Source organism: Pseudoalteromonas sp. KAN5 (genome assembly GCF_022846535.1).
Classification (GTDB): Bacteria; Pseudomonadota; Gammaproteobacteria; order Enterobacterales; family Alteromonadaceae; genus Pseudoalteromonas; species Pseudoalteromonas haloplanktis.
In genome coordinates, this window is record NZ_AP025589.1 from 3,678,983 (window position 1) to 3,700,747 (window position 21,765).

Annotated in this window: 14 protein-coding genes and 2 pseudogenes; 9 read left to right on the plus strand and 7 right to left on the minus strand. The window is 43.0% G+C overall.

Going from position 1 to position 21,765, the window contains the following annotated elements; all coding sequences use genetic code 11:
* Positions 1–47 precede the first annotated feature (47 nt).
* Entirely contained in the window at positions 48–2,075 is a 2,028-nt protein-coding gene (locus KAN5_RS16350; protein WP_244390123.1) for a methyl-accepting chemotaxis protein, read from the minus strand.
* Between the two features lie 129 nt (positions 2,076–2,204).
* Between KAN5_RS16350 and KAN5_RS16355 the strand changes: the two genes are divergently transcribed.
* The gene (locus tag KAN5_RS16355) at positions 2,205–2,975 is read left to right on the plus strand and encodes an NADP-binding protein (RefSeq protein ID WP_244390124.1); all 771 of its coding nucleotides are present in this window, start codon (positions 2,205–2,207) and stop codon (positions 2,973–2,975) included.
* On the opposite strand, the gene hutH is transcribed toward KAN5_RS16355, so the two are convergent.
* From hutH to hutC, 3 genes are all read right to left on the minus strand, one after another.
* Positions 2,972–4,504, minus strand: a complete 1,533-nt coding sequence (gene hutH, locus KAN5_RS16360; RefSeq protein ID WP_016709560.1) for a histidine ammonia-lyase — start codon at positions 4,502–4,504, stop codon at positions 2,972–2,974. The two genes, KAN5_RS16355 and hutH, sit on opposite strands and share 4 nt — an antisense overlap.
* 2 nt (positions 4,505–4,506) lie before the next feature.
* Positions 4,507–6,180 carry a urocanate hydratase gene (gene hutU / locus KAN5_RS16365; RefSeq protein ID WP_244390125.1) on the minus strand — a complete coding sequence of 558 codons (1,674 nt, stop codon included), beginning with the start codon at positions 6,178–6,180 and terminating at the stop codon, positions 4,507–4,509.
* Positions 6,181–6,261: 81 nt separating this feature from the next.
* Positions 6,262–6,975, minus strand: coding sequence for a histidine utilization repressor (gene hutC, locus KAN5_RS16370; protein WP_016709558.1), 714 nt, complete (start codon positions 6,973–6,975; stop codon positions 6,262–6,264).
* Between the two features lie 111 nt (positions 6,976–7,086).
* Between hutC and hutI the strand changes: the two genes are divergently transcribed.
* Complete coding sequence (gene hutI, locus KAN5_RS16375) at positions 7,087–8,334, plus strand: imidazolonepropionase (protein ID WP_138555545.1); 1,248 nt, start codon at positions 7,087–7,089, stop codon at positions 8,332–8,334.
* Positions 8,335–8,464: 130 nt separating this feature from the next.
* On the plus strand, positions 8,465–10,126 hold the full coding sequence (locus tag KAN5_RS16380; protein WP_050901596.1) for a GGDEF domain-containing phosphodiesterase: 1,662 nt from the start codon (positions 8,465–8,467) through the stop codon (positions 10,124–10,126).
* A gap of 3 nt (positions 10,127–10,129) precedes the next feature.
* Here the strand turns inward: KAN5_RS16380 and KAN5_RS16385 are convergent.
* Both KAN5_RS16385 and rraA read right to left on the minus strand, forming a co-directional pair.
* Positions 10,130–11,180: pseudogene (locus KAN5_RS16385) on the minus strand (formimidoylglutamase).
* Positions 11,181–11,183: 3 nt separating this feature from the next.
* Positions 11,184–11,681 carry a ribonuclease E activity regulator RraA gene (rraA, locus tag KAN5_RS16390; protein ID WP_016709553.1) on the minus strand — a complete coding sequence of 166 codons (498 nt, stop codon included), beginning with the start codon at positions 11,679–11,681 and terminating at the stop codon, positions 11,184–11,186.
* A 217-nt stretch (positions 11,682–11,898) separates the two neighbouring features.
* On the opposite strand from rraA, the gene KAN5_RS16395 reads away from it, so the two are divergent.
* From KAN5_RS16395 to KAN5_RS16405, 3 genes are all read left to right on the plus strand, one after another.
* Positions 11,899–12,438, plus strand: a complete 540-nt coding sequence (locus tag KAN5_RS16395) for a phosphatase PAP2 family protein (protein WP_016709552.1) — start codon at positions 11,899–11,901, stop codon at positions 12,436–12,438.
* A complete protein-coding gene (locus KAN5_RS16400) occupies positions 12,435–13,463 on the plus strand; it encodes an MJ1255/VC2487 family glycosyltransferase (RefSeq protein WP_016709551.1) in 1,029 nt (342 codons plus the stop codon). Before KAN5_RS16395 ends, KAN5_RS16400 begins: the two co-directional genes overlap by 4 nt.
* Before the next feature lie 113 nt (positions 13,464–13,576).
* The gene (locus KAN5_RS16405; RefSeq protein WP_138555543.1) at positions 13,577–15,457 is read left to right on the plus strand and encodes a methyl-accepting chemotaxis protein; all 1,881 of its coding nucleotides are present in this window, start codon (positions 13,577–13,579) and stop codon (positions 15,455–15,457) included.
* A gap of 72 nt (positions 15,458–15,529) precedes the next feature.
* Here the strand turns inward: KAN5_RS16405 and KAN5_RS16410 are convergent.
* Positions 15,530–15,649, minus strand: a pseudogene (locus KAN5_RS16410) (IS3 family transposase); the annotation flags it as partial.
* A 586-nt stretch (positions 15,650–16,235) separates the two neighbouring features.
* Between KAN5_RS16410 and KAN5_RS16415 the strand changes: the two are divergent.
* The 3 genes from KAN5_RS16415 to secA all read left to right on the plus strand — a co-directional run bounded on the left by KAN5_RS16415 (position 16,236) and on the right by secA (position 21,472).
* A complete protein-coding gene (locus KAN5_RS16415) occupies positions 16,236–17,606 on the plus strand; it encodes a Gfo/Idh/MocA family oxidoreductase (RefSeq protein ID WP_244390126.1) in 1,371 nt (456 codons plus the stop codon).
* 342 nt (positions 17,607–17,948) lie between these two features.
* Positions 17,949–18,428 carry a DUF721 domain-containing protein gene (locus KAN5_RS16420; RefSeq protein WP_244390127.1) on the plus strand — a complete coding sequence of 160 codons (480 nt, stop codon included), beginning with the start codon at positions 17,949–17,951 and terminating at the stop codon, positions 18,426–18,428.
* Between the two features lie 335 nt (positions 18,429–18,763).
* Entirely contained in the window at positions 18,764–21,472 is a 2,709-nt protein-coding gene (secA, locus tag KAN5_RS16425; protein ID WP_016710096.1) for a preprotein translocase subunit SecA, read from the plus strand.
* Positions 21,473–21,765: the final 293 nt, after the last annotated feature.

Below are 21,765 nucleotides of genomic sequence, written 5' to 3' on the forward strand. Positions count from 1 at the left end.
AAAAAGAGTGCTACGAGAGCACTCTTTGTTAGTAGTTTAAAGAGGGATTAAAGCTTAAATTGATTGACAGTTTTATTAAGGGATGCTGCCAAATCATTCAGCTCCCGAGCTTCATCAGCAAGTTCAAGAGCATGATCAGCGGTATTATTTACTAAGTTATTAATCGCCGCTAAGCTGTTATTGATATCTTCTGCTACCACTGTTTGTTGCTCAGTTGAAGTGGCAATATGATGACTTTGATCTTGTACTTTAGTGACGGAATCGGCAATGTTCTGTAGGGCGTCAAGCACTTCTTGTGTTTGCGTAACTGAGCTTTGCGCGCGTTCTTGTCCTTGCTGCATCATAGTGGATGCTTGCTGCGCAATTTGCTGTAAGCGTGAAATCATATTGCGAATATCATCAGTAGATTCTTGGGTGCGGCTCGCTAAGGAGCGAACCTCATCGGCAACCACAGCAAAGCCACGACCTTGCTCACCGGCACGAGCAGCTTCTATAGCGGCATTAAGTGCCAGGAGATTCGTTTGCTCGGCAATTGAGTTGATCACATCAACAACGGCGCCAATATTACTACTTTCTTGCTCTAAACCAGCCACAACCTTGGACGCCTCACCGATATGTTCTGCTAATGCAGTCATTACGCTTTGTGCATTTTGCGAACGTTTTGCTCCATCAACAGAGATGTGTTGTACTTCTTCAGCGGCATTATTGGTGTGTTGGGCATTGCGAGAAATCTCCATCACGGTGGTGGCCATTTCAGTTACTGCAGCACTTACACTGTCGACTTGTTGTTTCTCTTGTTGGATTTCGTCATTAGTTTTTTGTGAAACTAAATTTAACTGCGCTGCGGCATTGGTTAATTGTTTTGCTTGTTGTGCGGTGTCTAACATCATCACACGTAGCTTATCAATAAAGGTATTCATATGATGAGCTAGTTGGCCAACCTCATCTTTACTATCTATGGTAATAGTTTGGGTTAAATCGCCATCCCCTGATGCAATATCGCGCATAATATGGGTTAGGGTGATGATAGGCTTTGAGATCATTTGTGTGGCCCAGATGATCATGGCAATGATGATCAGCAAAATAATAACCACCGAGGTGGTGGTAGTCATTACCGCATCATTGACTGGTTCATCAATTAAGCTGCGCGGTACTAAAATTCCCACATACCAATTTACATAAGGATGCTCTAATTGCAGACGGTGATACACCACAAAATACGCTTGGCCCTGCAAAGTAACACTAGCATCGCCTGTTATGTTATTTTTCATCAGCTGGTTAAGTTCAGCAAACCCTTGAGTGTTGTTAAACTGTTTTTCTAGTACTTCTAGCCCTTCTTTACCGTTAGGGCCTTCATCGGTAATCGATAACTTGTGGTTGGTACGATTTGATAAGTGCACCACTTTTTGATCGCCGTCGAGTAAAAAGCCAAAGCCTTGGCCGTTAAAGCGAATATCTTCAACCATTGTATTGATTTTATTGAGTTGTAAATCAACACCACCAAAACCAATGAGTTCACCTTGTTGATCATAAACAGGTTGTTGTACGACGGCTGAGGCATTGCCTGTTGTTAAATCAACAGAAATTGGCCCTACATATAAGCGGTTTAGTTTTAATGCATCTTTCCACCAGCCGCGTTTATACGCATAATAGGGCTCGTTATTGTAATGAGTGGTTCGCTCATTTTCTTTAAAGTATTCGCCGGTTTTTGCTGATGCAAAAAAGGCGGATAAAATATTTTCGTCTTTACTACTAATGCGCACAAAGTCTTGGTTTATTTCATCATATCCAGGTGCACCTTGTAAGGTTTGGTCACGTTTTTCCCAATTATCAAACCAGTTTACTAAATGGGGATTATTGACAAAAGTGGCTACTACTTTTCCGTACTGAGCAAAATAGCTTTGCATTGATAGTTGTTCGCTTTGCAAGTAGCTGTGGGCTTCACGCTCGATACTTTGTCGAGACAAAGCGGCAATGTGATTAACAAAGTACGCAGAGGCAATCAGTAATAAGACACTTATAGTGCCACCGATCAGTAATAGTATTTTTTTTCGCAATGATAGATTTTTAAGCATAAGTGCACACATTCTTGTTATTTAGTAGAGTAAGCACTCTTATCTAACCATATCTTGATACGTAGTGCTATGGTATCTGATAAGACAAATTAATGAAATTTTATAAAATTGTAAGGGTGATGTTACGTAATGGGTACAAATAAAGACCAGTTAATTGTATTAGGTGCAGGTTGGCTGGGTCATCCCTTGTGTTTACAACAGCAGGCTAAAGGCTGGGACGTACAAGGTACGCACCGCAGCAATGTACACCAACATGCTTTTCAACGGCAGCTAGTATTGCTAGACAATAAGCTAACTCATCAACTTGATTTACATAATGCGTGGTGGGTATGTGCAATACCGCCTCGTAGCCGACACGCAGACAGCCACTATTTAGAAACTCTGACGCTGGCCATTGAGCTTGCTGAGTCTATGAAGGCAAAAGGGTTTCTCTTATGCTCATCAACAGCTGTGTACGATCAAGATAATGCAATCTATACAGAGCAAAGTGAGGTTAAAGCAAGCACTGCACGTCAACAGCCACTAATTGATGCAGAGCAATTAGTGTTAAATGCGGGGGGAAAGGTACTTCGATTAGGTGGTTTAATTGGTCCTGATCGCGAACCAGGTAGGTTTGTGGCGGGTAAAGAATTACGTGGCTCGAGTCGACAAACCGTTAATATGGTGCAGCAGCAAGATGTAATTAATGCGGTACTTACGGTGCTGGATAACTGGCAAGTGGCAGCGCCAATATACAATGTTGTGAATCCCGCGCATCCAACTAAAGCGGATTATTATCAGCAGAAGTGTCAGCAGTATGGTACGCAAGCGCCCACCTTTATTAGTGACAAAATAGCCGAACGCATCATCGATGGTTCGGCTATTGAAGCGTTAGGTTTTAATTATCAATTTGCTATTTAAAACGAAGGTAAAATGCCCGTAGGCAACAAGTTACATAGTTTACCTTGTTGCAATAACGTATTGGCAGCTTCGATATCAGGGCCAAAATAACGGTCCTTATCGTAGTAACTGACCTTTTCACGCAAGATAGCTTTAGCTTGCTCTACTTTTACAGAAGCTGTTAATGGTTTTCTAAATTCCAACCCTTGCGCGGAGGCGAGCCATTCAATGGCTAATACACCTTGGGTGTTATTGGCCATTTCACCAAGACGACGCGCTGCAAAGGTTGCCATTGAAACATGGTCTTCTTGGTTTGCTGACGTTGGTAGGCTATCTACCGACGCAGGGTGCGCCAGTGATTTATTTTCAGATGCCAGTGCTGCCGCTGTTACTTGCGCAATCATAAAGCCCGAATTAACCCCACCATTTTCAACTAAAAACGGTGGCAGTTTTGATAGATTTGAATCAATCAATAGGGCAATTCGACGCTCCGCAAGGGCGCCAATTTCGGCAATCGCTAACGCTAAGTTATCGGCTGCCATTGCAACTGGCTCGGCATGGAAGTTACCACCAGAGATAATATCACCGACATCTGCAAAAACTAATGGGTTATCTGTAACACCATTTGACTCACACAATAACACCTCTGCGGCTTGGCGAATTTGTGTTAAGCAGGCTCCAAGCACTTGTGGCTGACAACGTAAGCAGTATGGATCTTGTACTTTTTCACAATCAACATGGGCTTCGCTGATCTGCGATTGTGCACCAAGCAGTTCACGGAAGATGGCTGCGGTATCTATTTGCCCGCGTTGACCACGTATATCATGAATACGCGCATCAAATGGTGAGCGACTACCCATAGCCGCTTCAATGCTGATTGAACCAATAGCACAGCTTTGTGCATATAAGTCTTCGGCGCGGAATAAGCCTTGCAGAGCAAATGCAGTAGAAGCTTGAGTGCCGTTTAACAAAGCTAAGCCTTCTTTAGCGGCAAGTGTTAGCGGTTCAAGCTTGGCAATTTCTAGGCCTTGGGCAGCGCTGATTAATTTACCTTGATGACGCATTTCGCCTTCACCCAATAGTGGTAAACACATGTGTGATAACGGTGCTAAATCGCCCGATGCACCCACCGAGCCTTTCTTAGGCACACAAGGGTAAACTTCGGCTTCAAGTAATTGCATAAAAAACTCAATAACTTTTAAGCGAATACCGGAAAAACCACGAGATAAAGAATTGATTTTGAGCACCATCATCAAACGTACCGTGCTGTCATCCATGTATTCGCCAATACCTGCTGCATGAGAAAGCACAATAGAGCGCTGTAGTAGTTCCAGTTCATGCTCGGCAATTTTAGTATTAGCCAGTAAGCCAAAACCAGTGTTAATCCCGTATACTGTACGCTGCTGATCAATCACATCTTGCACCGTTTGTGCGCTTGCGGCGATCTTGATGTCGCTGTCTTTAGCAAGCGTTAACTTAACTGGCGAAAGATTAATTTTACGCAGTGTTGCCAAATCGAGCTGGCCGGGTGTGAGAGTATATTCAAACATGGTTATTCCTTATTCAACATAGGTAAGTCGAGACCTTGCTCGTTTGCGCAATTAATTGCAATATCGTAACCTGCATCAGCATGGCGCATTACGCCGGTAGCAGGGTCGTTCCATAGCACGCGACCAACGCGTGCGGCAGCTTCATCTGTACCATCGGCAACAATCACCACACCAGAGTGTTGGCTAAAGCCCATCCCTACGCCACCACCATGATGCAGTGAAACCCACGTCGCACCGCCGGCAGTATTCAGTAAGGCGTTTAATAATGGCCAATCAGAAACGGCATCTGAACCGTCTTTCATTGCTTCGGTTTCACGGTTAGGGCTGGCAACTGAACCTGAATCTAAATGGTCACGGCCAATCACGATTGGTGCTTTTAATTCGCCATTTTTAACCATCTCGTTAAACGCCAGTGCTAGGCGGGCGCGGTCTTTTAAGCCAACCCAACAAATACGCGCTGGTAAACCTTGGAACTGAATACGTTCACGAGCCATATCAAGCCAGTTGTGCAAATGCTTATCATCAGAAATAAGCTCTTTAACTTTAGCATCAGTTTTATAAATATCCTCAGGATCGCCAGATAGGGCTACCCAACGGAACGGACCGATGCCTTCACAAAATAATGGGCGAATATAAGCGGGTACAAAACCTGGAAAATCAAAGGCATTACTTACACCTTCTTCAAACGCCATTTGGCGAATGTTATTGCCATAATCAGTTGTCGCAGCGCCAGCTTGTTGTAGGGCTAACATCGCAGTGACTTGTACTGCCATAGATTGTTTTGCAGCTTTCACTACGGCTTGTGGATCTTGTTCACGCATTTTAGCAGCATGATCCATGCTCCAACCTTGTGGTAAGTAGCCATTAAGCGGATCGTGCGCTGATGTTTGATCGGTTACAACGTCTGGGGTAATTTTACGTTTAACTAGTTCACTAAATACATCGGCGGCGTTACCAAGTAAACCAACCGATAGCGCTTCACCTTTAGCGCATGCATTGTTGATAAGCTCTAGGGCATGATCTAAATTGGTCGCTTTAACGTCTACATAGCGGGTTTTAATTCTAAAATCGATACGGGTTTCATCACATTCGACAACTAAGGCGCTAAAACCTGCCATGGTTGCTGCAAGTGGTTGCGCGCCACCCATACCGCCTAAACCACCGGTTAATACCCATTTACCAGTAGCATCACCGTTAAAGTGTTGTTTTGCCATGGCGACAAAGGTTTCGTAAGTACCTTGTACTATGCCTTGTGAGCCGATATAGATCCAAGAGCCTGCGGTCATTTGCCCGTACATCATCAAGCCCAGTTTATCTAGCTCATTAAAATGCTCCCAATTAGCCCAGTGTGGTACTAAGTTTGAGTTCGCAATTAATACCCGTGGTGCATTGCTATGAGTCTTAAATACCCCAACAGGTTTACCCGATTGCACGAGTAGCGTTTCGTCGTCTTCGAGTCTATCAAGGGTTTCGATGATTTTATCAAAACAAGGCCAATCACGGGCTGCACGACCAATGCCACCATATACAACGAGGGCATGTGGGTGCTCTGCAACCTCAGGATCTAAGTTATTCATTAACATACGCTTAGCCGCTTCGGTGAGCCAGCTTTTAGCGCTTATCTTATCGCCATGTGGCGCGCGGATCACACGCGATTCGTCAAGTCTATTGTTCATGGAGTGCTCCTGTTGTATATACAAGCTTGTTAGTTACAAAAAATACGCTGTTAAGCGCATCATTTTGATATTAATGATCTTTTAATGTTGCTTTTTAAATGTTAAATGGCCACCTAAGCGGTATTTACTACCAGGGGACACTAAACGAGCAAAGCTTACTATGCCTGCGGATGACCAGGTGCGGCGGATCACCTGCAAACAAGGTTCTTCATGGTATAAGTTTAACCACTGGCACATTTCACTATTGGGCATAATTGCTTCAACTGTGTGGCGTGCTTCGGTCAGCGGAGCCACACTTGATAAATACTCATGCGGTGTCAACGTGGTAAAATCTTGCTGTAAGTAGCTTTGTGCTAGCGCGGGGTTAACAAAGCGCTCCTCCACTTGCAGTGGTTGATCGTTTTCGTTGTGCACCAGCACACTGCGAAATACTACACTGTCTACTTCAACACCAAGGGCAATGGCAATCGGTGCCACGGCATTGATTGATTCAAGTACTAATACCGTACAACTGTAATTGCCATTTCGGGCTTTCACTTCATCCGCTATATTTTTAATTTCAAGTAATGATGACTGTGATTTGAAACTGGCGACAAACGTCCCTAAGCCTTGGCTACGAGTAAGGATGCCGGCTTCGGTTAATTCGCTTAATGCTCGGCGTGCAGTCATGCGGCTAACACTAAATTGTTCGGCTAACTCGTTTTCAGAAGGCACTCGTTGGTTTTCAAGCCACGCGCCTGAGCGAATATTATCAACAATAAACTGTTTTATTTGCGCGAACTTAGGTGTCGTCATGTACAGAGCCACTGCGTTATTTTAATGAAATACAGGCTATAAGATGGCACATTTATCTTGTATATACAAGATAGCTTGTTAAACTGATGAAAACATTTTTTAGGGGCTGCTATGACAAATCTAACTGTAAATAACCACGGTGAGGAGTGGGACTTATTGATCACTGATGCCAATATTGCCACTATGGATAGCAGTATTGCTGCACCTTACGGGGCTATTGAAAATGCCGCGTTGGCAATTAAGGATGGTCACATAGCTTGGCTTGGTAAGCAAAGCGAGTTACCACAGTTTGATGCATTGGCAACGCCAATCATTTCGGCAAAAGGGCAGTGGCTCACGCCTGGTTTAATAGATTGTCATACCCACTTAGTGTTTGCCGGCTCCCGCGCTGAAGAATTTGAACAGCGTTTGCAAGGTGTAAGTTATGAGCAAATTGCCGCACAGGGCGGCGGTATCGCAAGTACAGTCAGCGCCACTCGCGCAGCTGATCATGAAACATTATTTGTATTAGCGAAAGATCGTTTAAATGCACTTTATGCTGAAGGTGTTACGACTGTTGAAATTAAATCGGGTTATGGACTCGATTGCGAAAGTGAAGTGAAAATTCTCGAAGTGGCGCGATTACTGGGTGAAAATCACCCTGTTGATGTAAAAACCACTTTTTTGGGTGCTCATGCACTCCCACCAGAATATAAAGACCGCAGTGATGAATATATTGAGTTAGTGTGCAATGACATGTTAACGCAAGTCGTTGCGGGTAATTTAGCCGACGCAGTGGATGTATTTTGTGAAAATGTCGGTTTTAGTCCTGCACAAACTCGTCGTGTGTTTGATGCGGCCACTAAGCACGGTCTACCTGTTAAATGCCACGCAGAACAATTATCAAATCAACAGGGCGCGCAGCTAGTTGCTGAGTTTAATGGTTTATCGGCGGATCATATTGAGCATCTAGATGAAGAGGGTGTAAAAGCTATGGCAGCGGCAGGTACTGTCGCGGTTTTACTACCCGGTGCATTTTATTTTTTACGTGAAACTAAGCAGCCGCCAATTGCATTATTAAAGCAATATAATGTGCCCATGGCCATCTCAACCGACTTTAACCCAGGTACGTCACCCTTGTGTTCTTTGCAATTAATGATGAATATGGGCTGTACCTTATTTAGGCTAACACCAGAAGAAACCTTAACAGGCGTCACTAGAAATGCAGCAAAAGCCCTAGGTTTAACTGATCGTGGGGTACTGAAAGTGGGTATGCGTGCAGATATAGCACATTGGCAGATATCCCACCCTGCGCAATTAAGTTACCAATTAGGCGTAAATAAACTGTTAAATTTGTGGGTTTTGGGTAGACTAAACTAATCAGTATTAATGTTGTACTCAAAAGATGTTTTTAATTGCGCTATTAACAAACACAGGACTTGAACATACTGCAGGGAGCGCATTACTTAACCACACACAATTACCTGTTTTTTTGGCCGGTGCTGTTTTAATGGCGATGATCTGCGCTTTGTGCGTTACTCAAAAGCCGTTATTCCGTCTGAGTTACTTGATCAATAGCGTACTAGCGCTGGCAGTATTAAGTAATGAGCTTAACTTTTTGGAGTTATTCTTCGCAGCCAGTATCGGCTTACATTTATGGTTGGCATTTTCGCAAGATAAATGGACGATGCTAACAATCAGTTGCTGTTCTGCTTTGGTGTTTACCGTATTTTTAGCCGCTCATTTATTATTGGGGTCACCACTTTATTTGATTGTACTGGCGAGCATAGTATTAACGATATCAGGCTATTTTACTGATGAAGAGCTGACAACTAGCGCAGATGAAACAACTCAACTTAGTAGTGCCAGTTACATGGAACCTGCGCCGTTATTAAATTTACCTAACACTACACTGTTACGCCAACGTTATTATCAGTGGCGTAAAGATAACCCACAGCGTGCAGCCTTGGTGGTATTTCGTTTAGAAGGGTTTGCACAAGTTAATCAGCATATTGGTCGTGATTTTGGTGACTTATTACTTGCGCAGTCGGCGAACCGTATTAAGCAATTACTTCTTATTGATGAAGTGATTAGCTTAGCGGGTGAGCAGAAGTTAGCGCATTTAGGTGGACTTAACTTTGCTTTTATTTGTAATTTAGCCCACCAAAAGCACTTACATGAACAGCTAATCAATCAAATATTAGGGGCGACAGTAAAGCCTTTTAATGTAGCTAACTGCACCATCAAAGTAAGCGCGCGGGCGAGTTTTGTAGATTGTGATGAGCAAGAAAATAGCTTTGATAATCTAATTTCGTTCGCTTTTCTCGCGTTAGATAGCCACCCTCAACAACAAGTGGTTGCTTATCATCAACAAATGAAAATAGAGCAAATAGAACAGCAAGCCCGTTTACAAGAGCTCGCAAATATAGATTTTACCAGTGAGTTTGAATTGTATTTCCAGCCGATTATTTGTAATCAGCATGAAAAAATTGAGTTTTTAGAGTTATTGCTACGTTGGCAGCATCCTCGACAAGGGATCTTATCAGCCAACCGTTTTATAGATGACATACGTGTGGCTGGGCTTGCCTATCCATTAGCGACCTTTGTAATAGAGCGCGCTGCGGAACTTGCTATGGCACTGCGAATGGAAGGTATTAGTATGCCTTTAAGTATCAATCTATTTGGTTCAGAAATGCTCAATGAAGAATTTATTGAGTTTATCGATCGCATCTTTGCTGAGCATAATCTACAAGCGGGTGATTTAATTATTGAGTGCCCATTAAACTTGTTTATGAGCCTAGACGAGCAGGGTAAAGCCATGGTGTCGCGCATAAATAGCATAGGGATTAAAGTGTGTGTGGATGGTCTTGGCGATAGCCCTATTTGGTTAGCTAAACTGCCAAATTTAGCGGTTGAGTATGTAAAAATAGCCCCGGCATTAACTGCCGATTTTAGTCAACAAAGCCATGTTCGCAGTTTGATAAGTGGTATGGTCGATATGCATAATCAGCAAAATGCGAAAGTCATTTGCGAAGGGGTTGAAACTCGTGAGCAGCTAAACTTTGTGAAAAGCTTAAATACTTACGCTGCACAAGGGTATTACTTTAGTCATCCATTGAGTAGTGTTGGCATGATCTCTTGGCTTAAGCAATGGCAAATTGAGCATCAATAGCTGTTATAGCTGCTCTCTGGCTTGTAAATAAGCATTCACTAGCGCAGTTATTATTTGTCCTGCGTCGCTCATTCCTGCCTGCATACCGCTGGGGTGTTGATTCGGCGCAGCTTCACATAAATGCAAGTAGTGGCTGTTTATTTGGCTGGCAGCCAAATGCACAAAATGCTCGGCATCACTGACACTAAAACCACAGTTTGTGTAAGCACTGACGGGCATTAATGAAATGCTATCTAAATCAACTTCCACCCCAAGAGGAGCATGAGTTAGCGTTGCAAGTGCTTGCTGGCAAGCTTCTGTGAGAGTTTTTTCGCGTCTTACTTGCAGTGCTTGGTAGCTGTCATAATTAAATTGCGCAGTTGCTAAAGCGTCAATAATCGTTTGATTGTTTTTTAGTTCATGCATGCCAATTACATGGTAATTAGCTAGGCACTGCTCATTGTAAGCATAACGAAAGCCATTGCCGCTGTGGCGACCTTCGCAATCACGAAAATCAGCATGTGGATCAAAATTAATTGCATTGATCGCAGTTTGTTTGTGTTTGCTGAGTGCGCGAATAATACCTAAGCAATTATTATGACCACCGCCAATAACGATAGGCTCAAGACCTGCGGCAAAAATTAAACTCAACACTTGCTCAACACGCTGATCAAGTTGAGCACATAACTCACGTAATTGGATTAACTGCTGAGGATCTTGGTTTGATAAATCGCGTGCCGCAAGGGTTAAATCGTTCACTGCGACTTCACCTAATAACAACACTTTTTCGTTCGCTAAAAATTGGTTATCAGGTTGATTTAAAAATCGTTTAAGGAATGCTTGCCAACCATCTTCCGCACCACCATTGCCTAGATTAGCACGCGGACCAATATCTTCGCACACCCCCACTAGCACATACTTAATACCAAACTGTGCGGCATCCTGCATGGCTTGCAGAGGATCTACATGGGTATCGAGCAAAGCGATAGATTGCCATGCTTTTTTTTTCATTGGCGCGACTGCTACACCAAGGTTTTACAGTCGCTTCGTCATAAATATGGAGATGGTTTGTCACTGACTATTCTTCTACAATTTCCAGTTCAAGTTCTTCTGCTGATAACACAATACCTGTACTATCGGCGTAGATAAAATCATCATCAAAAAACGATACACCCGCAAAGTTTACGCCAATGCCATCTTCGCCAGCACCAGTGCTATCAGCCGCTACAGGGATCGAAGCGATGGCTTGAATACCTAAATCAAGTTCTTCCAACTCATCAACATGGCGAACGGCCCCATAAACAATAATACCTTGCCAGTTATTTTCAATGGCGAGTTCTGCAAGCTCAATATCAATAAGCGCACGACGTGTCGAGCCACCGCCGTCAATTAATAGCACACACTCGTCCCCATCTTGAGAGAGTATGTCGCGGATCAGTTCATTATTTTCAAAACACTTTACGGTTTTTATTCGGCCACTAAAGCTGTGACGACCACCAAAGTTAATGAACATAGGTTCGAGCACATCGACCACATCGGCAAAGTGATCGCATAAATCTGAAGTGCTGTAATCCATTTTTCTATCCTTTTTGAAGATACGTGAGCTGAACTTTAGTATACCTTGCTTTATTGCAATAACAACGACTTAATTGCAACGCTTTGTTCTTTTTTTAAACAATTATTGCGCTAAAACAGTAAAAGCAATATTAGTGTCTTAAAAGCGTCACTCAATTGTTATTTTCACCACCTAAGCTGAAATTGTGTACAGCGTTTACACCATAAAGGAGCAAGTGATGAATGAGAACAACATGCTAAAAAAAATGGCCCAGCTTGATCAAAGCTTATTTTTAATGGTGTTTAATGGTAATGCCCCAAACTGGTTAAGAAATTCTGCCTTAGGTTTTTCTAAAACAGGGGATGGGGGGCTTTACGTGTTAATTGCTGTTGGTTTTGGTTGGTTAAGTAATGAACCTGAGTTACGCCTTTTAGCAATGACCTTATTACTTGGCTTTTTAATCGAGCGACCAATTTATTATGTCGCAAAAAATAGTTTTGCCAGAATTCGGCCATGTGATTGCTTAATCAAAGGGGCTTACATTGTTCCTAGCGATAAGTTTAGCTTGCCATCAGGGCACAGCGCCGGCGCATTTTTAGTTGCCGTTGTATTAGCTCAGTACTTTCCAGAACTCATTAGTTTGTGGTTTCTATGGGCTACATGTGTTGCTACCTCTCGGGTTTTACTTGGCGTTCATTTCCCTATAGATGTCGTTCTTGGTGCATTGATGGGCAGCAGCTGTGGTTTATTAGCAATCTTACTAGTGGCGACTTTATGAAGATATTGTATGGTATTCAAGGGACCGGCAATGGTCATGTTACCCGGGCGCGCGTGATGGCGAAGGCGTTCAAGCAAATGGGGGTTGAGGTTGACTATGTGTTCTCAGGACGAACCCAGCAAAACTACTTCGATATGGATGAGTTTGCAAATTATCGTAGTTTTCGCGGCTTATCCTTTAGTACTAAAAATGGCCAAGTAAATAGCTTTCACACGGTGAAAAATACTCGGCTTTGTAAATTGCTGAGAGATATAAAACAGCTCGATGTATCTGATTATGATTTTGTATTTAACGATTTTGAACCTATTACCGCATGGGCGGCAAAGCGCCAAGGAGTGCCTGTTATTGGCATGAGCCATCAGGCCGCATTTTTATCGCCTAAAGTACCGATGTTTGGACACAGCTTACTTCGGCGCTCATTTATTAAATATTATGCTCCTGCAGATATTTATTTAGGGGTGCATTGGCAACCTTTTGCGCAAAATATCATTCCGCCATTTATTGCTCATCATCACCATAACAACCCTGTTAATGTAGATAATAAAGTATTGGTGTATCTTCCTTTTGAAGATCTCAATAGCGTAATTGATTACTTACGCGATTTTCCTGAAAAAGAGTTTTATTGTTATCACCCCCAAGCTAGCAATGCATCAAGTGGGCATATTCATTTGCGAACTCCAGCCCGAGATGGCTTTTTAAATGATTTAGCAAATGCCAGTGGTGTGATTGCTAATGCAGGATTTGAACTGTCGAGTGAAGCATTAAAGCTTGGTAAAAAGTTGCTACTAAAACCCTTATCAGGACAGTTTGAACAAGATGCCAACGCACAAACATTATTGGCAATGAAAGCTGCACACGTTATGAATTATTTAAACCCCAATGCCTTGGATGATTGGATCCACAGTGCCGGGCAAAAACAAATTAATTTTCCGAGTGATCCACAGCCATTAGTTGATTGGTTGGTGGCAAAGCAGTGGCATAGCACTGAGGATTTGCACCAAAACTTGTGGTCAGCGGTAAGCTAACGTTAAATTTAGCTCAGTTTTTAAAACATCTTGTAAATAGAGCAATAATGTAAGCTAACTTTCCGTTATTTAACTATACTATTTACAATGAATAACTTTAAAGGCTGTTGTTAATGGGTTTACTCCAAAATTTGACTATTAAACGTCGTTTACAAGTCAATGCACTCGTAGTTGGTCTTGCGATGGTAGTTATGCTGTGCGTCATTATTTATGAAGCACGCATAATGTTAAAACTAAATGAAACGATTCAATATGCAGAAGAACTCGATATCCATGAGCTCTCTATGCGTAAGTACGAAAAAGACTTTTTGTTTTATAAGCAAGAAAGCAGTTTAGAGTTATTTGCACAAGAATATGAGCAACTAAAATATAAAATTAGTATGTTAACAGAGCTCTCTCAAGAGCTGGAAATCGCCACGGCACAGGTAGAGCAATTTGCCACTCTTGCTGAGCAGTATAATGAAGATTTTCAGCACGTTGTTAAATTGCAAAAGAAAATAGGTTTACACCCAACAGATGCACTTTATGGTGAACTACGAGATGCCGTTCATCAAATGGAAGCTTTGCTCGATAAGCAAAATAACTACCACTTATTAAGCCTAATGTTACAGCTTAGACGCTCAGAAAAAGACTTTATGTTGCGCTTTGATCTGAAATACCTAGACCGTTTTGAAGAGGGGGTTGCTCAGCTGACAAGGCAGATCCGCAACGAAGACTTAGCAACCAATCAGCAGTCTGAATTGCTCAGTCTACTCACCAGCTATAGTAGCAAGTTCAAAGCATTAGTTGATGCACAAGTTGCGCTAGGTTTAGATTTAGATTCCGGTGCGCTGGGTAAAATGCGTACGAGTGTGAAAAAAAGTGATGACGTGGTGACACAAATTACCGCAGCAACTAAAAAGCAAGTGGAATCTACAGCCGCCCAAGCACAAATGACGGCGATCATAATTTTTATTATCGCAAGCTTGTTAGTGATGCTTTTAGTGTACTTCACAAGTCGCTCGATTATAGTGCCTATTGAGCGGGTTTATCATGCTATTAATGATATTCGCCGTAACAATGATTTACGTCTTTCTATAGAGCACACAGGTAAAGACGAAGTAACCACTATGACCATTGACTTTAATAGCTTAGTGGGTGATTTTAAAAAGCTAATTTATGAGGTGAATACCGCTTTAACCACGCTAAATATAGCGACCGACCATCTATCGGAAACTACCGCCGCCACCAGCTCAGGTATGCAAGAGCAGTTACATGAAGCCGACATGGTAGCAACGGCTGCTACTGAAATGCAGGCGACTATTCAGGACATTTCTCATAATACTGAAGCCGCAGCTAAAAAAGCTGAATCAACTAACCAAAGCGCACAACAAGGCCGCCAAGAAGTTGAAGCAACGGTTAAACAAATAAATCAACTATCTGATTCGCTAGGTGATGCCTCAGCGGTCGTATCGCAGCTCGAAAAAGACGGCGAAACAATTGGTTCAGTACTTGACGTTATTCGCGCTATTGCCGAGCAAACAAACTTACTAGCCCTAAACGCGGCAATTGAAGCCGCAAGAGCTGGCGAGCAAGGACGCGGCTTCGCAGTGGTGGCCGATGAAGTTCGCTCGCTTGCCCAGCGCACGCAAGAGTCAACAAAAGAGATTGAAAGCATTATTTCTATCTTGCAAGGGCGCACTCAAGAAGTGGTAAGTATAATGCAGCACTGTAGAAATCAAGGCGGCGAAAGCGCAGCGCAAGCAACTAAAGCCGGTGAACTGTTAGGCTCAATTACCGAAGATGTACAAACGATTATGGAAATGAGCACTCACATTGCCGCCGCAATTGAGGAGCAAAGCCAAGTTGCTTCAGAGGTAAATAAAAACGTAGTACGTATTCGCGATATTGCCGAAGACGCCTCCGGCCACGCCGCCACTAACGCACAAACCAGCGAAGAAGTGTCAGAGCAAGCAAGAGTACTTTATAAAGCAATAGATAAGTTTAAGGTGTAGCTGTCAGCTTTAAGCGCTAAGCCATAAGTTTTAAGCAGCCTGATCTGACCCCGCTAAAGTAGACACGGGGTTTTATTTTATTGATTCATATTGCATGGGACTTACATTACCTAATGTTCCATGCATTCTCACTGAGTTGTAGTAGTCAATATAAAAACGACTTTGTATTGTCATTTCACTGCGACTCAGTTCAAAGATTCACCACAGAGAACACAGAATTCATAGAGGAAAGTGAAATATTAATTTTGGTTTCTCATTTATTCTCATTCACTTCTCTTTGTGCAAATGGTTTTGAAGTAACTTATTCACAAAGAGGGTAAGAGACGCTGCGCTGAAGAGGTTAAAGGTTAAAGGCGCTAGGAGCTAGGGAAGTGACTAGGGGCTAGGTGTCTTGGCTTTTGTGGGAACAAGCTTTAGCCGTGATTGTTTTTGGTTATGTGTTAAAGCTCATCGGCGCTAAAGCGCTCTCCTACAATCATTAAAGATTTTAGACTTAGGGCAGTGACTAGGGGCTAGGATTCGTAGCCCGCAGCTCGCAGCTCGCAGCCCGTTACCCGCAGCCCGTGGCTTTTCTTCTAGGGGGGCATAAACCTGCGCGAGGTCAACTCGCGCCTACGGGTTTGCACCGGTGTTTGGGTTATTATAGGCGCGGCTTTATGCCGCGCGGTTAAGGGTAATTCTAACCCCTTCTTTTATTATGTTATCTATCCTCATCTACTTTACCTGTTACCCTATTTTAGGTAAGTTGCAGTGAAGTAAATCCAGGGATAATTATAAAATGAAGCAAATTAATCGTCGCGATTTTTTAAAAGCAGCCAGCGCGGCTGCGGCTGCCAGTGTGGTGGCAGGCTGTGCAGGTAATACTAATTCTGCAGCTATAACTCCGAAACAACAAGGCCGTTCAGTAATTGGCTTGATTGCGCCAAAAATGGATGTAGTACGGGTTGGCTTTATTGGTGTAGGCCAACGAGGTTTTGGCCATGTAAAACGCATGAGTCATATTGCTGGTACTGAGATCAAAGCGATTTGTGACACGCATAACGAAGTATTAGAACAGTCCGCAAAGTATCTCACTGATAAAGGGTTAGCAAAGCCTGCTTTGTATACTGGGTCAGATAACGCTTACCAACAAATGCTTGAGCGTGACGATATTGATATTGTCATTATTTCCACTCCGTGGGCATGGCATGCGCCGATGGCGATAGATACTATGAATAGCGGTAAACATGCGTTTGTTGAAGTGCCGCTAGCATTAACCGTTGCAGAAATGTGGCAAATTGTTGATACCGCAGAGCGCACCCAAAAGAACTGCATGATGATGGAAAACGTCAATTATGGTCGTGATGAGCTAATGGTTTTGAATATGGTTCGCCAAGGTGTATTTGGTGAATTACTGCATGGCGAAGCGGCGTATATTCATGAATTACGCTGGCAAATGAAAGAGATTGAGCATAAAACCGGCTCTTGGCGTACCGCTTGGCATGCAAAACGAGATGGTAACTTGTATCCTACTCATGGCTTAGGGCCTGTGTCGCAGTATATGAATATCAATCGCGGTGACCGTTTTGACTTTTTGACCTCAATGAGCTCACCTGCTTTGGGGCGCAGCGCTTATGCAAAAAAAGAGTTTCCAGCCGATCATCAGCGTAATCAACTTAATTATATTGCTGGTGATATGAACACGACGCTAATCAAAACCGTTAAAGGTCGCAGTATTATGGTGCAGCATGATACAACTACGCCTCGACCTTACTCTCGCCATAATTTAATTCAGGGCACTAATGGGGTATTTGCTGGGTTCCCAAATCGTATTGCACTAGAAGACGGTGGCTCAAAAAGCTTCCATGAGTGGGATTACGAAATGGCTGATTGGTATAAAAAGTACGACCATCCCTTGTGGATAAAAATGGGTGAAGAAGCGCAGCGTAACGGCGGCCATGGTGGCATGGACTTTTTAATGTTTTGGCGAATGATTTATTGTTTACGCAATGGCGAAGCGCTCGATCAAGATGTATACGATGGCGCTGCGTGGTCTGTAATATCACCGCTTTCAGCAGAGTCAGTGAGTAACCGCAGCGCATCGATTGATATTCCTGATTTTACCCGTGGCGCGTGGCAAAATGCCAAGCCGTTGGGGATTGTGGGTTAAAAATTAAAGGGGGAAGGGACGAGGTTCTAGGGAAGTGACTAGGGGCTAGGATCCATAGCCCGCAGCCCGTGGCTTTTCTTCTAGGGGTGAACATAAACCTGCGCGAGGTAAACTCGCGCCTACGGGTTTGCACCGGTGTTTGGGTTATTGTAGGCGCGGCTTTATGCCGCGCGGTGTAAAGATTCATGGCTAAAGCCATTTCCTACGTTACGATGTTAACCTTGAATCTTGAATCTTGAATCTTGAATCTAAAATCTAAAATCTAATCTCTTTCTTTTCCCTGGTAGCTTTAACTTTGCTATTCATCTAGAATTGATCTCTCGATGTAATTTGGTGTTTTTCATGGCTAAAGATAGGTTTGCGCCAAAACCGTTAAACGATATTATGGCAGGTCTCAGTGGCCGGTTGTCGTCGTATGCGGGTAAAAGCCAAGCGCTGGATAAACAGCAGAGCTTATTAAGCGAATTTTTAGGGCCTAATTTAAGTGCTAAATGTCGGGTAAGTAATTATCGAGATGGCACTTTAATGATTGAAGCCGTCTCTGCTCCAATTGCTTTACGGTTAAATTACTTAAAAATGGATATGCTGTCGCACTTTCGCGGTGCAGGAATGGCTGAGCTTGGGCAGATCAAAATTACTGCTAACCCACAAGCAAGCCAGCGTTTGACACCAAACAATGCTACAAAAACCGCAAACGCTATGCCCGCTAAAAAACTTGCTATGAGTGAGCAAACAGCAGATTACCTTACTGCTATCGCCGCAGATGCACCGCCATCACTAAAAGAAAAGCTTGAACGATTGGCAAGGCATGGTAAGAAATAAAGGTTTTGGCGCTAGAACCTAAGTTTTTTTCACCTCTTGATTTTATTTTATCTACCTCCATATCTTCAGAGTTAATGTCGTTTCATCGCTTTTATTAAAGTTATGTTTACGAGTTATTGTAAATTTTCTTGCAGAAAACGCATATCTTAACTACGCGATGGTTTGATGTTTCGCATAGTCTGGTATAGTAGCGCACGTATTGAACGCTGCATTTGGCAACGTTTCTCGAAATTGCTAATTAATATGTGCTCAAATGAGTAATCTATTAATTAGTAATTATAAAAATGGGTTAGCTGATAATCGGCTAGCAAAGAATACATTGTAACGGTTTTATCATGATATCTAATTTATTTACCAAGATTTTTGGTAGTCGCAATGACCGCACTATTAAAAATTTAAGAAAGACGGTCGCGCTGATCAACGCACTTGAAACGCAACTTGAAGCGCTTTCAGATGAAGACTTAAAAGCCAAAACAGCAGAGTTTAGAGAGCGTTACGATAACGGGCAAAGCCTTGATGACATTTTACCAGAAGCATTTGCAGTGGTACGTGAAGCATCGAAACGTGTTAATGGTATGCGCCACTTTGACGTACAGTTACTAGGCGGCATGGTGTTACACCAAGGCCGCATCGCAGAAATGCGTACTGGTGAAGGTAAAACTCTTACCGCAAGCTTACCGGCATACCTACGCGGTATCACGGGTAAAGGGGTTCACGTTATTACCGTGAATGATTACCTTGCTAAGCGTGATGCTGAGACTAACCGACCATTATTTGAGTTTTTAGGGTTAACGGTTGGCTGTAACGTGCCTGGTATGATGCCGCAACAGAAAAAAGAAGCCTACGCAGCAGATATCACCTACGGTACTAATAACGAATTTGGTTTTGATTACCTACGTGACAACATGGCGTTTAGCATTAACGAGCGTGTTCAACGCCCACTTTACTATGCGGTAGTCGATGAAGTTGACTCAATTTTAATTGATGAAGCACGTACACCATTGATCATTTCAGGTCCTGCAGAAGACAGCTCGCAGTTATATGCTGAAATTAATACCATAGTCCCGCTTCTTGAATTGCAAGAGAAAGAAGACGAAGAAGGGGTTGAAGGTGATGGCGATTTCACCATTGATGAAAAAGCCAAGCAAGTTCACTTAACTGAGCGCGGCCAAATCAAGGTGGAAGAATTGCTAATCGAGCGTGGCTTGATTGAAGAAGGTGATTCGCTTTATTCTGCTGCAAGTATTACGCTATTAAGCCATATTTATGCGGCATTACGTGCTCATAAGTTGTATCAAAAAGACATTGATTACGTAGTAAAAGAAAACGAAGTAATCATTGTTGATGAGCACACTGGCCGGACTATGGAAGGACGTCGTTGGTCTGAAGGTTTACACCAAGCTGTAGAAGCAAAAGAAGGTGTGAAAATTCAAAACGAAAACCAAACGTTAGCGTCAATTACCTTCCAAAACTACTTCCGTATTTACGACACGCTTGCAGGTATGACAGGTACTGCTGACACTGAAGCATTTGAGTTCCAGTCAATCTACGGCCTAGACACCGTTGTAATGCCAACGAATAAGCCGATGATCCGTGAGGATCGTGCTGATTTAGTTTATCTAACGCAGGAAGAGAAATACGAAGCAATTTTAGTTGATATTAAAGATTGCCAAGAGCGCGGCCAACCAGTATTGGTGGGGACTATTTCAATTGAAAGCTCAGAGTATTTATCACAGTTTTTACGTAAAGAAAAAATTAAGCATAATGTCCTAAATGCTAAATTCCATGCGCAGGAAGCTGACATAGTCGCCGATGCTGGTTTACCAGGTACCGTTACGATTGCCACTAACATGGCTGGTCGTGGTACCGATATCGTATTAGGTGGTAATTGGCAAAGCGAAGTTGAAAAACTAGACAACCCAACTGATGAGCAAATTAAGGCAATTAAAGACGCATGGCAAGTTCGACATGATGCTGTAATTGCGGCTGGTGGTTTACATATTATTGGTACGGAACGTCATGAATCACGTCGTATTGATAACCAGCTACGTGGTCGTTCTGGTCGTCAAGGTGATGCGGGTTCAAGCCGTTTTTACTTATCAATGGATGATGCATTAATGCGTATTTTCGCAGGTGAACGCATGACCAATATGATGCGTAAACTCGGTATGCAACGTGGTGAAGCGATTGAGCATCCGTGGGTTAACCGCGCCATTGAAAATGCACAACGTAAAGTTGAAGCGCGTAACTTTGATGTTCGTAAACAATTACTTGAGTACGATGATGTGGCAAATGATCAACGTCGTGTTGTTTACTCACAACGTAACGAGTTACTTGAGGAAGGCGATATTTCAGAGACTATCTCGGTTATTCGTGGTGACGTATTAGGCAATACTATTGACCAATATATCGCGCCGCAAAGTTTAGCTGAAATGTGGGATATTCCTGGCCTTGAAGAGCGTTTAAAGCAAGATTTCTTAATCGAGTTACCAATTGCACAGTGGCTAGCTGACGATAACAAGCTTTACGAAGAAAAATTACGTGAGCGTATCGAAGAAGCGGTCGAGCAAGCTTATAAAGAGAAAGAGCAACAAGTTGGTGAGTCAGTACTTCGTCAATTTGAAAAGGCGATCATGCTACAAAGCTTAGATCAACATTGGAAAGACCACCTGGCGGCAATGGATCATTTACGTCAAGGTATTCATTTACGTGGTTACGCACAAAAGAATCCTAAGCAAGAGTACAAGCGTGAGTCGTTTGAATTGTTCTCAGAAATGCTTGAGAACCTTAAAATCGATGTAGTGAGCATTTTAAGTAAAGTGCAAGTACGTGCTGAAGAAGATGTTGAAAAAGTAGAAGAGCAACACCGTAAGAGTGAAAATGCCCCTCGTGAATATCAGCATGAAGAAGTTGAGCACGTAGGTGGTGAGACACCACAGGGCGCTGTAGTTAGCGCTCGCGCGGAACCTAAAGTTGGCCGTAATGAACCATGCCCTTGTGGCTCAGGTCAAAAGTTTAAGCAGTGTTGTGGTAAGTTAAAATAACCTGTTTGAGTACTGAAAAAGCGACGCCTACGTCGCTTTTTTTGTTTTAAATTAAGGGGAACAGGGAAAGGTGAAAGGCGCTAGGTTCTAGGGAAGTGACTAGGGGTTAGGTGTCTTGGCTTTTGTGGGAACAGGCTTTAGCCGTGATTGTTTTTGGTTATGTGATAAAGCTTATCGGCGCTAAAGCGCTCTCCTACAATCATTAAAAACTAGGAGCTAGGCTTCATAGCCCGAAACTCGTCACCCGCCGCCCGTGGCTTTTTCTTCTAGAGGGGCATAAACCTGCGCGAGGT